This window comes from Parvibaculum sp. (assembly GCF_049671045.1).
Taxonomy (GTDB): Bacteria; Pseudomonadota; Alphaproteobacteria; order Parvibaculales; family Parvibaculaceae; genus Parvibaculum.
On sequence record NZ_JBATUH010000146.1, the window covers coordinates 1 to 11625 of the forward strand.

The 11625-nt window shown below is 65.1% G+C and carries 13 protein-coding genes; 9 read left to right on the top strand and 4 right to left on the bottom strand.

The window, feature by feature from the left end:
• From WBG82_RS16220 to WBG82_RS16230, 3 genes are all read left to right on the top strand, one after another.
• Positions 1-575, top strand: a 575-nt coding sequence (locus tag WBG82_RS16220; RefSeq protein WP_424426007.1) for a hypothetical protein, incomplete at its 5' end; no start/stop codon positions are given.
• A gap of 431 nt (positions 576-1006) precedes the next feature.
• Positions 1007-2455, top strand: coding sequence for an MATE family efflux transporter (locus WBG82_RS16225; protein ID WP_424426009.1), 1449 nt, complete (start codon positions 1007-1009; stop codon positions 2453-2455).
• A gap of 129 nt (positions 2456-2584) precedes the next feature.
• Entirely contained in the window at positions 2585-2902 is a 318-nt protein-coding gene (locus WBG82_RS16230; RefSeq protein ID WP_424426011.1) for a DMT family transporter, read from the top strand.
• A gap of 236 nt (positions 2903-3138) precedes the next feature.
• Here WBG82_RS16230 and hfaB read toward each other — a convergent pair whose 3' ends face one another.
• Positions 3139-4206 carry a holdfast anchoring protein HfaB gene (gene hfaB / locus WBG82_RS16235; RefSeq protein ID WP_424426013.1) on the bottom strand — a complete coding sequence of 356 codons (1068 nt, stop codon included), beginning with the start codon at positions 4204-4206 and terminating at the stop codon, positions 3139-3141.
• Between the two features lie 384 nt (positions 4207-4590).
• Here hfaB and WBG82_RS16240 point away from each other — a divergent pair, with 384 nt between their 5' ends.
• From WBG82_RS16240 to WBG82_RS16250, 3 genes are all read left to right on the top strand, one after another.
• Complete coding sequence (locus WBG82_RS16240) at positions 4591-5205, top strand: 2-hydroxychromene-2-carboxylate isomerase (RefSeq protein WP_424426029.1); 615 nt, start codon at positions 4591-4593, stop codon at positions 5203-5205.
• Positions 5198-6004 (top strand): rhomboid family intramembrane serine protease, encoded by an 807-nt coding sequence (locus WBG82_RS16245; protein WP_424426015.1) that lies wholly within the window; start codon positions 5198-5200, stop codon positions 6002-6004. The genes WBG82_RS16240 and WBG82_RS16245 overlap by 8 nt, the downstream gene beginning before the upstream one ends.
• Before the next feature lie 81 nt (positions 6005-6085).
• Positions 6086-6379 (top strand): DUF4389 domain-containing protein, encoded by a 294-nt coding sequence (locus WBG82_RS16250; RefSeq protein WP_424426017.1) that lies wholly within the window; start codon positions 6086-6088, stop codon positions 6377-6379.
• On the opposite strand, the gene WBG82_RS16255 is transcribed toward WBG82_RS16250, so the two are convergent.
• The gene (locus WBG82_RS16255; RefSeq protein ID WP_424426019.1) at positions 6363-7064 is read right to left on the bottom strand and encodes a TetR/AcrR family transcriptional regulator; all 702 of its coding nucleotides are present in this window, start codon (positions 7062-7064) and stop codon (positions 6363-6365) included. The genes WBG82_RS16250 and WBG82_RS16255 overlap by 17 nt on opposite strands.
• Before the next feature lie 98 nt (positions 7065-7162).
• Here WBG82_RS16255 and WBG82_RS16260 point away from each other — a divergent pair, with 98 nt between their 5' ends.
• Together WBG82_RS16260 and WBG82_RS16265 are read left to right on the top strand one after the other, a co-directional pair.
• Complete coding sequence (locus WBG82_RS16260; RefSeq protein WP_424426021.1) at positions 7163-8593, top strand: carotenoid oxygenase family protein; 1431 nt, start codon at positions 7163-7165, stop codon at positions 8591-8593.
• 8 nt (positions 8594-8601) lie between these two features.
• Entirely contained in the window at positions 8602-8952 is a 351-nt protein-coding gene (locus WBG82_RS16265; RefSeq protein WP_424426023.1) for a hypothetical protein, read from the top strand.
• 2 nt (positions 8953-8954) lie between these two features.
• On the opposite strand, the gene WBG82_RS16270 is transcribed toward WBG82_RS16265, so the two are convergent.
• Both WBG82_RS16270 and WBG82_RS16275 read right to left on the bottom strand, forming a co-directional pair.
• Positions 8955-9575, bottom strand: coding sequence for a GDYXXLXY domain-containing protein (locus WBG82_RS16270; RefSeq protein WP_424426025.1), 621 nt, complete (start codon positions 9573-9575; stop codon positions 8955-8957).
• Positions 9572-10855 (bottom strand): DUF2157 domain-containing protein, encoded by a 1284-nt coding sequence (locus WBG82_RS16275; protein WP_424426027.1) that lies wholly within the window; start codon positions 10853-10855, stop codon positions 9572-9574. The genes WBG82_RS16270 and WBG82_RS16275 overlap by 4 nt, the downstream gene beginning before the upstream one ends.
• Positions 10856-11055: 200 nt before the next feature.
• On the opposite strand from WBG82_RS16275, the gene WBG82_RS16280 reads away from it, so the two are divergent.
• Positions 11056-11484, top strand: coding sequence for a CBS domain-containing protein (locus WBG82_RS16280; protein ID WP_324298825.1), 429 nt, complete (start codon positions 11056-11058; stop codon positions 11482-11484).
• The last annotated feature ends 141 nt before the right edge of the window (positions 11485-11625 follow it).

The following is an 11625-nucleotide window of genomic DNA, read 5'->3' on the forward strand; positions in this document are numbered from 1 at the left end:
GTGCTGCGGCGCGGGCCTCGGGCGCCGGCCGCGGCGGATCGGGCGGCAGCGGCTTCGGCATCGGCAATGGCAACGGCTCGGGCGGTGGCGGCGGCAGCTACTATGTGGCCGCGCCGCAGGCAACGCCGATGGGAAGCCTCGATGTGGTCGTTCGCGGCGCGCTCGTCATGAAGCCGGTGAAGGCCGTCTGCGTGAGCGCGAAAGGGCTCGAGGAAGCGGCGCGCTTCAGCACGCCGATGCGCGAGATCGGCGCGACGGAAGATGTCGAAGTGTTCCACTGCGTTGCGGGCGACATGCTCGTCACGACCATCGGCCGGATGGCCGGCGCCGAGGGCCAGAAGGTTCCGGATTACACGGGCGGTTATGTCATCGAATGCCGCGAGGGCGAGGCGCTGCGGCATGGCTCGAACGGCATGCTCGCCTGCGCGCCGCGTCAGGGCGCCTCGACCGCCGCCGATATGGCGGGCAATGGCAGGCAGGGCTTCGCGGAAGTCATGATCCGCAAGGCCGACAGGGGCGAGCAGGTCGTCAGCACCAATGGCGGCGCCTGGTTCAGCGGCGGCGTCGGCTACTGATCGCATCCGCATCGCATGCATCACATGGCGGGGAGAGCGGTGCTCTCCCCGTTTTCGTTTCCGGCGCGGCGAGGGCGTGATGTGTGTCGGCGGGGTCACAGACACGCCGCCGATCGCGCCCCTTGCGGACATAATCCCACTCCGTCTATTGACGGGCTTTGGAGCGGGGCGTAACGATCGCGGTCCTTGCAGGCACGGGCCTGCGCTGACGCGAGCGGCACCATGGATCAGTCGATGACCACAGCACAGAGAGAGCGTTTCGGCGTTGCCGATTGCTCGTGTGCGCCGACGACTCGCGAGGAGCGCGCGGACTAGAAGTCCGCTGATCCAAGGATCCCACCCCTCCCGAGCCTGGTGAATGCTTCGGAGGGGTTTTTTGTATCGGCCTCACCGTTCTGCCGTTCCCGGGCTCACAGATCAAAGCCCGTCCCATGACCAATTCATTGCTGAAGACATCCGCCGAAATCCCGGCACCGCCGCAGGCCTCGCCACAGGCATCGCCCGTTTGGCTTGTCGAAGCGCGCGCGCTGATGCGTCTTGCCGGGCCAATCGTCGTGACGCAGCTCGCACAGATGGGTGTCGGCACCATCGACATTCTCATGCTCGGCGCCTACAGCAAGGAGGCGCTCGCCGCGTCCGCGCTCGGTCTCAGCCTCTTTTATGCGATGTGGCTGCTCGGCATGGGGCCGGCGGTCGCCGTTTCGCCCATGATCGCGCATACGCTGGGGGAGCGCCGCGTCGCCGCGCCCGCCGTGCGCGCAAGCGTGCGGATGGCCTTTTGGGCGATCCTTCTCATGTCGCCGCCCATGATGCTCTTTCTCGCCTTCACGGAGCAGATGCTGCTTGCCGTCGGCGAGCCGGCGGAGCTCAGCGCCGACGCCGGGGCCTTCGTTCGCCTGCTTCTGCTCGGCCTGCCGTTCACGCTGGGCTTTCAGGTGCTGCGCGCCTATGCGAACGCGCTGAGCCGCCCGCGCGCGCCGCTCGTCGTCATGGGGCTTACCGTCGCCTTCAATGCGGCGCTCGCCTATGCGCTCATCTTCGGCCATTTCGGCGCCCCGCGGCTCGGCCTTATCGGCGCGGGCATCGCCAGCGCGGTTTCCTTCGCCTTCAGCTTCTTCGCGCTGCTGGCCGCTGTCTTCATTTCGCCGGAGCTTTCGCGCTACCGCATCTTTCATCGCTTCGGCCGCGCATCATGGTCGAAATTCGCCGAGGTCTTCAGGCTCGGAACGCCGATCGGCATGTCGATGATCTTCGAGGCGATGTTCTTCAACGCCGGCACGCTGATGATGGGATATTTCGGCACGGCGTCGGTGGCGGCCCATCAGGTCGCGCTCAATGCCTGCGCGCTCGCCTTCATGGTGCCTCTCGGCGTTGCGACGGCGGCGACTGTTCGCGTGGGGCTGGCGGCGGGTGCCAAGGACATGCCCCGCGTCCGCATCGCGGGCGTCACGGCATCCGTGATGGGGCTCGCCTTCATGACGGTGACGGGGCTCGCCTTCGCGATCTTCCCGCGCGAACTCGTCGGGCTCTATGTCGATGCGAGCGATCCGGCCAATGCCGATGTGATCGACCATGCGGTCATCTTTCTTCGCATGGGCGCGGCGTTTCAGCTCTTCGATTCCCTGCAGGTGACGTTCGGCCTGTCGCTGCGCGGGCTGAAGGACGCGCAGGCCCCGATGTGGATCAATGGCGCGAGCTACTGGCTCATCGGGTTCCCGTCGGCTCTGTTCCTTGCCTTCGGCCTTGGCCTCGAAGGGCTCGGCGTGTGGATCGCTTTCGTGCTCGGGCTCATCGCCTGCGCGGCAGCGATGGCCCTGCGTTTCTCGTGGATGTCGGGCATGATCGGCCCGCGGCGCGCAAAAGCGCTCGCGCAAGGTTGATCGCCGCCGTCTTATGAACTAAGTGAGCTTGCATACCGGGACGACCCGGCGGCGCGGTTCTCGCATGGCAACCGCGCCGAAATGATTGGCGGAGACGGCTTCGCCATATTGCAACATGGAGTATGCGATATGGCCTGGACCATTCTCATGGCCGCCTCGGTAAGCGAAATCATCTGGACCTACACGCTGAAGGCGAGCGAGGGCTTCACGCGCCCCGGCATCGCCGTTCTCAATGTCGCCGTCATGGTGCTGACGACGTGGCTTCTTTCGCTCGCCACGAAGTCGCTGCCGCTCGGCACCGCCTATCCGGTCTGGACCGGCGTCGGCATCGTCGGCACGGTCATTGTCGGCATGGTTGTGTTCGGAGAGGAGATGAACGCGGTCAAGGCCGCGGCGGTCGCGCTCATCGTTGCCGGAGCGTTGCTGCTCATGTTCGCCGAGGGATAGGGCAAGGCGCGAAACGAGAAAAATGAGGGGAGGGCGAGCCCTCCCCCCGAAGTCAACTCGTCGCCTAAGCCGCGGACGGTGCCCCCGTTTGCGGCTTCGGTTGCGGCCGATACAAAGCCCGGCCGCAGGCTCTCAAGGTGCGGCCGAATGGTTCGGCCGCCGGCAACCTGAGCTCTTCATCTCCGGCGAGATCGTTGCGACGCCGCCGGAGAAATTTCAGGATATGTGTCCGTGCGTCAGTTCACCTGACCGCGAAGACCGGAATTGTCGATCTCGCTGTAATAGGCGTAAGGGTCGCTCGCGGCGCGCTGCACGGCCTTCTGCTCGGTCGCGGCCGGGGCCGCGCGTTCCGCTTCGCGCTCGCGCACGGGTGACGGGCGTTCGGCAGCGCCGGGATTCGTCTGGCGATAGTCGATTGCGCCCATCGGGTCGCCCTTGTCGCCGAAGCGCGCGCAGTCCGACGGATTGACGTTATAGAGCGGCACCAGCATCTTCAGCACCGCGCGCTCGATGACGGAGCGCACGGCGAGCTGGATCGGCTCCATCGCGCTTTCGCCCGCGCCGATCTGGAAGAGCTTGCCGCCGAGAAAGTCGAAGACGCCCGCGCTCACCTCATGGCCGACGATCTGCTTCTGGTAGGAAACGAAATCCACCACCTCGAGCGTGCGGCTGTTCACGAGCCGGAGATCGAGCCCGATATTCATCACATAGAGCTTGCCGCCGGCATCCGCGCCCCAGCCCGTGTCCGAGGTGCTCGCGACCGCGCCCGACACGCCGCCCGAACGGATGTTGAAGTTGAGTTCGGTGATGCCGCCGACGAGGTAGTAATTGCTGCCGCGGATCTCGCCCGCGAAGATCTTGCGATAGTCGTTCTCGTCGGCGTCGCCGATGAGTTTGTTGTTCGTGTATTTGAGTTCGAGCTCCGTCACCGAGGTGTCGTAGCGCTCCACGAGCGGCACGCCGGCCTTGCCGAGCGCGGACATGGCCATGAGCGAGGCGCCTTGCGTGAGCTTGCGGCCGGAACCGTCCGCTTCTTCCTTGCCCGTATAGTCGCGGATATTGCCGACGGCGATGCGGATCGCCTGCTGGTTCGCCGGGATGTGCGTGGCGAGGCAGCGCAGCGCGGTCGAATAGGGCGTCTCGTTGTTGATGACCGGCGCATCGCCGATGGGGGAGGTGTACTGGCCGTTCGAACCTGCACTGGGGCTGATGCAACCCGTGAGCGCGAAGGCGATCGAAAGGGCGCCAAGCGTCCGCTTGGGCAGTCCCTGTTCAGCCAATTTCGACAGGCGGGTTGCAAACACGATCGGTCTCCTGGTTGCCGGTTCCGGTCGCGCGCCGCCGGTCGTTTCTTGTGCAATCCGTTTACGGGGCGCGGCCGAAGTCGAGCCAGTGAGTGCAACCGCTGTGCCACCATGGCCATGCGCGATGGGCGGCGGAGTTCCGCCATTTTTGCGTGGTCCCCGGCGGTGACCCGGCGGCATTGCGTCCTCGCCCAAGCCATTCGGCCATCCGGCGATTGTCCTCTTTCGACACGCGCGGCAGGAAAATGTTAAGGCTGTGCGCCGCTGGCACGGAGGCGCGCAAGCGCCGCTCCGCCGGGTTGCGGAGTTCCATGGCGCGAGCGACACTCGCCACAACTGCCAAAGGCAATCGACCCCGACTGGAAAGGCACACTCTTGGCTGCGATGAGACCCACACTCGAATTCTTCTTCGATTGCTCGAGCCCCTGGACCTATCTCGCCTTCAGCCGCATCGAGGCGCTGGCCGAGCGGACGGGCGCTGTGATCGACTGGCGGCCGATCCTGGTCGGCGGCGTGTTCAATGCGGTCAATGAAAGCGTCTATGAGCAGCGCGCGAACCCGCATCCGGTGAAGAGCCGCTATTACGTCAAGGACCTGCGCGACTGGGCGCGTTATTGCGGCGTCGAGATCGGGCAGCCGCCCGTCTTTCCCGTTCGCGCGGTCGATGCGATGCGGGCCGCGATCGTCGCGCTCGACGAGGGCAGGCTCGTGCCCTTCGCCTGGGCGACGTTCCGCGCCTATTGGGGCGAGCTCAAGGACATCTCGCAGCCGGAGGTGCTCGCCGAAATCTGCGGCGTGGCCGGGCTCGACTGGAAAATGGTTGCCGAGCGCATGAAGTCGGACGATGTGAAGGCGCGTCTGCGCGCCAATACCGAGGAAGTGGTCGCGCGGGGCGGCTTCGGCTCACCGACAATGTTCGTCAACAAGACCGACATGTATTTCGGCAATGACAGGCTGCCGCTCGTCGAAGCGGCGCTCATGGCGGCCGCGCATGGTTGAAATCGAGGAGACGAGGCCGCGCCGAAAGGAGCCGCGCGCCTTCAATGTGCCCGGAGTGGTGCTTGCGCTCGTCGTGGCCATGCTCGGCGCATATGCCGTCTTCAGCCATATGACGGACGATCAGCAGTCGGAGATTCTTGTCCTCTTCGCGCTTTTTCCCGGCCGCTTCACCGGCGTCCCGGCCCATCCCGATCTCATCTTTCCGGGCGGCGCGGCGGGCGATCTATGGTCGCTCTTCAGCTACACCTTCCTGCATGGAAGCTGGACCCATGTGATCGTCAACAGTGTCTGGCTTCTCGCCTTCGGCAGTCCGGTCGCAAGGCGCATCGGCACGGTCCGGTTTCTGCTCTTCTATTTCTTCTGCGGCATCGCGGGCGCGCTCTTGCAGGTCTACCTCAATCCCGGCTCGCTGGTGCCGGTGGTCGGCGCCTCGGCGGCGATATCGGGCCTAATGGGCGGCGCGGCGCGCTTCGTCTTTCTGGCCGACGGGGCGCTTGGCGGGCTTGGCGGTATGGGGGACCAAGGGGCGGCGCCCCGCGCCAAGGCGAGCATTCTTCATGCGCTCACCGACCGCCGCGTGCTCATTTTCGTCGGCGTCTGGATCGGCCTCAATTTCCTCTTCGGGCCGACGGGGCTCACCGTCACCGGCGAGCAGATGAACATCGCATGGGAGGCTCATCTCGGCGGCTTCCTCGCCGGGCTTCTGTTTTTCGGCTTTTTCGATCCCTATCGCATGTCGCCCTCGGGCGGGCCGGGCAATGTCGGCTATGGCGAATGGAGCGGGCGCAACCGGCTCTAGCGTTCCTTATTGAATCTTGCCCGGACAGGACCACATGATCGGAAGCCCCTTGCCGGGCTTCATCCGTGGAGGAAATGAGCGATGAGCGATACATCCGCCTCTTCGAGCGTAACCGAGCAGGAGCCGATCTGGCTGCGTTTCGTCTACATGGTCGTGTTCGGCTTCCTCGCCAATGTCGCGTTCTCCCTGGCCATCTTCCTCGGGCTCGTGCAGCTCGTGGTGCTCCTCGTAACCAAGGAGAAGAACGAGGATTTGCGTCTCTTCAGCCGCAACCTCATCCAGTACATCTGGGAATGCCTCGCCTTCGTCGTCTTTGCGCGCGAGGAAAAGCCGTTTCCGCTGGGCAAGTTCCCGTCGGTCAATTCGCCGGCTTGAGCGGCTGGGCGGCCAGCGCTTCGAATTTCGCCAGCCCCTTCGGTGTCAGCAGTCCCTTGAGGACGGCCCCGCAGGTGAGCGAGAAGCGCATTTCGGCCGCTTCGGCGCTGGCGTGAAAGCCGGCAAGTTCGAGGCTGCACAAGCCATGAACCGTCGCCCACAAGGCATCGGCCATGATGGCGGGCGCGACATCGGAGGGCAGGCTTCCCTCCGCGACGCAAGCCTTCACCGCGTCGAAGAGCATCTGATAGCCGCGCTGCTGCGCGATGCCGCGCGCCGGCGGCGTCGTGCAGGAGGGCTCCTCGTGGCGCAGGCTCTCGCTCACCGGCATGGTGACGCTGATCATCAGCGCGTAATAGGACGGGTTTTCGAGGGCAAAGCGGCGATAGGCGCGCGCGAGCCCCTGGAGCCAGACGAGCGGCTCGGGCGCCTTCGGCACGGCGCGCTGAGCCTCGGCGAGCCGATCGAAGGCTTCGTCGAACAGCGCGTTGATGAGCCCTTCCTTGCCGCCAAAAGCCGTATAGACCGCCATGGTCGAGGTGCCGACCTTCGCCGCGAGCTTGCGCAGCGAAATCGCGTCCGGCCCGCCGCGCATCAGCATTTCGCTCGCGGCATCGAGCAACGCGGCTCTCTGCGCGAGGCGGCGCCTGTCTGCCGCGATGTCAGCCCGCTCGTCCATGCTCATCGTCTCAATATCTCCGTCCCCTCTGATAGCCGGGCTTGACCCGAAGCTCAATGGCCGATTATAACACTGTTATGGCATCGTTATGAAAGGAGCCCGCCATGTCGAAGCCGTTTCCGGACAACCCGCTTCTACGCGCCAATTTTGCCCCGGTCATGGCGGAGTGCGAGGCGCCGGACCTGGTGGTCGTCGAAGGCGAGCTTCCCGCCGCCCTCAACGGCACGCTCTATCGAAATGGGCCGAACCCCATGTTTCCGCCGCTGGGCAGCAAGCATCACTGGTTTCTGGGCGAGGGCATGGTCCATGCGATCCATGTCGAGAACGGCAGGGCGAGCTATCGCAATCGCTGGGTGCGCACGGAGCAGTATGTCGCACAGCGGAAGGCGGGACGCAGGCTTATCGGCACCGGCTTCGGCGAAGCGGCGGCGCCGGGCGGCGAGGGCATCCGCAACAATGTCGCCAACACCAACATCGTCTGGCATGGCGGCAAGCTGCTGGCGCTCGACGAGGGCAATTCGCCCGTCGCCATGGATGGTGACACGCTCGAAACCCGGGGCACGTGGACTTTCGAGGGCAAATATCAGGGCCCGATGACGGCGCATCCGAAAATCGACCCGAAGACGGGCGAGATGCTCTTCTTCGGCTATATGGCGGCGGGGCCCGGCTCGCCCGACATTTCCTATCAGGTGGTCGATGCTTCGGGCCGTCTGACGCGCTCCGACATGTTCAAGGCGCCTTACGCCTCGATGGTGCATGATTTCATCACCACGGACGAGCATGTGATCTTCCCGATCTTTCCGGCGACGATCGACGTCGAGCGGATCATGAAGGGCGGTCCCGTGATCGCCTGGGACCCTTCCGTCGGCACGCGCATCGGCATCATGGCGCGCGATGCGAGCGTCGATACGATCCGCTGGTTCGAGGGCGATCCTTGCTATGTCTATCACCCGATGAACGCCTATACGCAGCGCGAAGGCGGCAAGACGCGCGTCATCGCCGATGTGATGAAATATGTCCGTGTACCACTCTTTCCGGATGCCGACGGCAGCAAGGCCGATCTCACGCTTGCCGATGCGCCGTCCATGCTCGTGCGCTGGACATTCGATCTCGACGGCAACTCCAACAGCTACAGGGAGGAACCGCTGACCGATATGGGCGGCGAGTTTCCCCGGCTCGACGAACGCTTCGCCGGGCTTTCCTACCGTCATGGCTTCTATGCGGGCAATCGCCGCCCGCCCGCGCCGGGCAAGCCTTTCGACACGCTCGTTCATATCGACCTTGTCACCGGGCAGCGGCGCGAATGGGAGCCCGGCGCCGGAAAATATGTGATGGAGCCCGTATTCGTGCCGCGCTCGGCCGTCGCGCCGGAGGGTGATGGCTGGCTCGTCACGCTCGTCTATGACGAGGCGCGCAATCTCAGCGATTTCGTCGTGCTCGACACGGGCGACATCGCGAAGGGGCCGGTCGCCCGCGTGGAACTGCCGGCGCGCGTGCCTTTCGGTTTTCATGGCAACTGGCGCAACGCGGCCTGAGGTGCAGAATGTCCGTTACTGAAACGCTGAAGTGGCAGTGGTCCGTCTATGCGAAGGGCCATGCCTCGCGCCGCAATCTTTTCATCCATATCATCGCGGTGCCCGTCTTCATGGCGGGCTCGCTGCTGGCGGTCGGTGGGGCGGCTTCCGCATCGCTGCCGCCTGCGGGCCTCGGCATCGCCGCCATGGTTCTGTCGCTGGCGCTGCAGGGGCGGGGGCACAGGCTTGAAGCAGTGCCGCCAGATCCCTTCCGGGGCCCTGCCGATATTCTGCTCCGCATCCTTCTGGAGCAGTGGGTTACATTCCCCCGCTACGTGGTCACTGGCGGCTGGTATCGCGCCTTCCGCGCCGCTTCCTGACTTCAGAGCAGCGGCTCTTCATAGAGGAGTTCGCCGTCGAGCCGCAGGCCCTTGATCGCCGCCTCGCCATTGCGGGCGAGCGCGACATCGACCGAAAGCGCCTGCGCATTGCGGGCGTCTTCGAGTTTGCGGCCTTGCCCCTCCGGCACGAAATAGCTCTCGATGCCATAGACGACGGTCAGCTGGACGCATTCCTCGCAAGGCACTTCCTCGACTTTTTTCGAGCGTGGCAGCGCGCGCACGCGCGGCACGTTGCGGATGACATCAACGATCCGGCCACGGATGATCTTGCTGCCGTCCGGCTTCTCCGGATAGTCGCGCCAGACGCCGGCCGCCCGCCAGTCCTCGCCTTCGGGCACCAGCGCCACATAGACCGTCTCGCCCTCGCTGAACGATTTGTCACCGGTGAGGTTTTCGAGCGAGAGGCGCGAAATGCCATAGGCAAGCGTCACATAGTCGCCCCGAAAGAGGTCGCGCGGGTCGACGGGCTCCGTCCTGAGCGTCACCGTATCCGGCGAACGCAGCAGTGCCATGCGGTCGGCGACGATCCAGCCGATGATGATCGTTTGCAGCAGGGCGAGGATGATGAGCGCCGCGCCGAAGCGGCCGAACCGTGCGATCATTTCTGCGCTCCCTTACCGGCCGCTCCGACGAGCTTCCTGCGCACCCGCGCGAGGAGAAGGCTGCCTGCGATCAGTATGATGCCGCCAAGCGCGAAGAAGGCGGCCGTGCCGAGCAGCGAGCCCAGCGTCTCGAAATAGAGATAAAGGACCTCGACGGCGAAGGCCGCGAAACCGGCATTGAGCGCAAACCTGCTCCTTCGGTTCGAGCCATAGGCGAGGAGCCATGCCGAGAGGGCGAGGAAGAGCGCAGCATAGGCCCAGGGCACGAGCCCCGGCACGAAATGGGCGACCGGCGGATAGAGCAGCGCCCCGAGCGCAATCACGCTTATGCCGCCGGCATCCCGGAGGGCGATGCGCCCGCTTCGTATGTCGCCCCGGCCGAGCGTCGCGGCGCAGGCCATTGCGAGCACCGCGGGCAGGAGCCAGAGAGCGCCGCCGTTGCTTTCCGGCGGCATCGCCTGGAGCACCCAGAGGAGCGCGAAGGTGGCGACGATGCCATAGGCTTCCATGGCGCCGCCGAAACGCAACGAGGCTTGCGATGTGCGAAGCCCGGCGAGCCAGAGCACGATGCTGATGAGAATGTAGATCGCGGCTATTTCGCCCCGTCCGCAATCGAGCGCCGTTGCCAGCGCCTCGGCATTGAGGATCGCCCAGACATAGGCGGTCAGGATGGCGAGATGAAAGCCGGAGAGCCAGCTCAGCCGTATCGTGAGCACGAGCGCGGCCGCCCAGGGCAGGAAGAAGCCCCAATGCGCGGCGCCAGGCTGCGGCGCGATCCATGCGGACCAGAAGATCGCGAGCAACAGCGAAAGCGCGAGCGCCGGCCGCGACGGCAGCGCCCAGGCGCTGGCGAGCGCGACGAGGCACCAGACGAGCAGCCAGCCGGGGTCGTCCGAACTGACATGATAGATCTGCGCGATGAGCGCGATGTTCGCGCCGAAAAGCGCGAGGCCGCCAAGGACGGCCGCTTGCGCGAAGGCCGGATGTTCGCGCCGCGCCAGCACGAAGGCCGCGCCATAGGCCGCCCACATCGCGCCGATGAGGATGACGAGCTTGGCGAGCTTGGACATCTCGCTCCAGTTCGCGGCGACGAAGCTCATTGCGGCAAAGCCGATCAGCACCGCGCCGAGAAGGGCGAGCAACTGGGGAATGCGGCGCGTGGCAGCTTCCCCGCCCGCCGACGCCAGAATGGCCTCGGCGTTCTGGGGCGTCACCCAGCCGCGCTCAATCCAGTGTTCGAGATCATGTTTCAGCCGCTGGAGATAGGCGCGTTGCCACATTTGCCTGCCGTCGAATCGTTGATGCCGTTTCGGTTCGCTTCGGAGCTTATCGCCTGTTTGAAGCCCGGGATCAGGTGCTTCCCGGTGGGGATGCGTCGAAAATCGTCCTCGCGGTGCAAGCGGCCTTGCGAATCGTGATGCTTGCCCGATGCGACCGAATGCCGCATCATAGTGACAAGCCCGGTAACGGAGGAGAAGCCATGAATGTTGCCTCTATCCTGAAGGCCAAGGGTTCCGATGTCGTGACGGCCACGCCGGTCATGACGCTTGGCGAAACCGCGCGATTGCTGACCAGCCGCCGCATCGGCGCCGTCGTGGTGCTCCATGGACAGCAGGTGCTCGGCATTCTGTCGGAGCGCGACATCGTCAAGGCGGTCGCCGCTTCCGGCGCCGAGGCGCTCGACCGTCCGGTGCGCGATTTCATGACGTCGCGCGTCACCACCTGCGATCTCAACGATTCAGCCGACGAGCTGATGGACATCATGACGAATGGTCGGTTCCGCCATCTGCCGGTCGTTCACAAGGGCGAACTTGTCGGGATCGTCTCGATCGGCGACGTGGTGAAACACCGCATCGCGGAAACCGTGATGGAAACGGAGGCGATGCGCCTCTACATCGCGAGCAGTTAGAAGCGTTTCCAGCAAAAGTGGGAACCGGTTTTGCGGTTCGGAAACGCGACAGATCGAGAAGCGGGACCAGCCGTTTCGATGCCGTCGAAATGGGAAATGCTTCGGGCGGAATGAGGAGCGGACCGGCGTGATCTTCACGCC

What these genes read in the sequence shown, in the direction of transcription:
- WBG82_RS16260 (WP_424426021.1), top strand. Translation starts at nt 7,163, where the DNA reads ATGTCGAAGCCGTTTCCGGACAACCCGCTTCTACGCGCCAATTTTGCC.
- WBG82_RS16240 (WP_424426029.1), top strand. Translation starts at nt 4,591, where the DNA reads ATGAGACCCACACTCGAATTCTTCTTCGATTGCTCGAGCCCCTGGACC.
- WBG82_RS16275 (WP_424426027.1), bottom strand. Translation starts at nt 10,855, where the DNA reads ATGTGGCAACGCGCCTATCTCCAGCGGCTGAAACATGATCTCGAACAC.
- WBG82_RS16225 (WP_424426009.1), top strand. Translation starts at nt 1,007, where the DNA reads ATGACCAATTCATTGCTGAAGACATCCGCCGAAATCCCGGCACCGCCG.
- WBG82_RS16280 (WP_324298825.1), top strand. Translation starts at nt 11,056, where the DNA reads ATGAATGTTGCCTCTATCCTGAAGGCCAAGGGTTCCGATGTCGTGACG.
- WBG82_RS16265 (WP_424426023.1), top strand. Translation starts at nt 8,602, where the DNA reads ATGTCCGTTACTGAAACGCTGAAGTGGCAGTGGTCCGTCTATGCGAAG.
- WBG82_RS16245 (WP_424426015.1), top strand. Translation starts at nt 5,198, where the DNA reads ATGGTTGAAATCGAGGAGACGAGGCCGCGCCGAAAGGAGCCGCGCGCC.
- WBG82_RS16270 (WP_424426025.1), bottom strand. Translation starts at nt 9,575, where the DNA reads ATGATCGCACGGTTCGGCCGCTTCGGCGCGGCGCTCATCATCCTCGCC.
- WBG82_RS16255 (WP_424426019.1), bottom strand. Translation starts at nt 7,064, where the DNA reads ATGAGCATGGACGAGCGGGCTGACATCGCGGCAGACAGGCGCCGCCTC.
- WBG82_RS16250 (WP_424426017.1), top strand. Translation starts at nt 6,086, where the DNA reads ATGAGCGATACATCCGCCTCTTCGAGCGTAACCGAGCAGGAGCCGATC.
- WBG82_RS16230 (WP_424426011.1), top strand. Translation starts at nt 2,585, where the DNA reads ATGGCCTGGACCATTCTCATGGCCGCCTCGGTAAGCGAAATCATCTGG.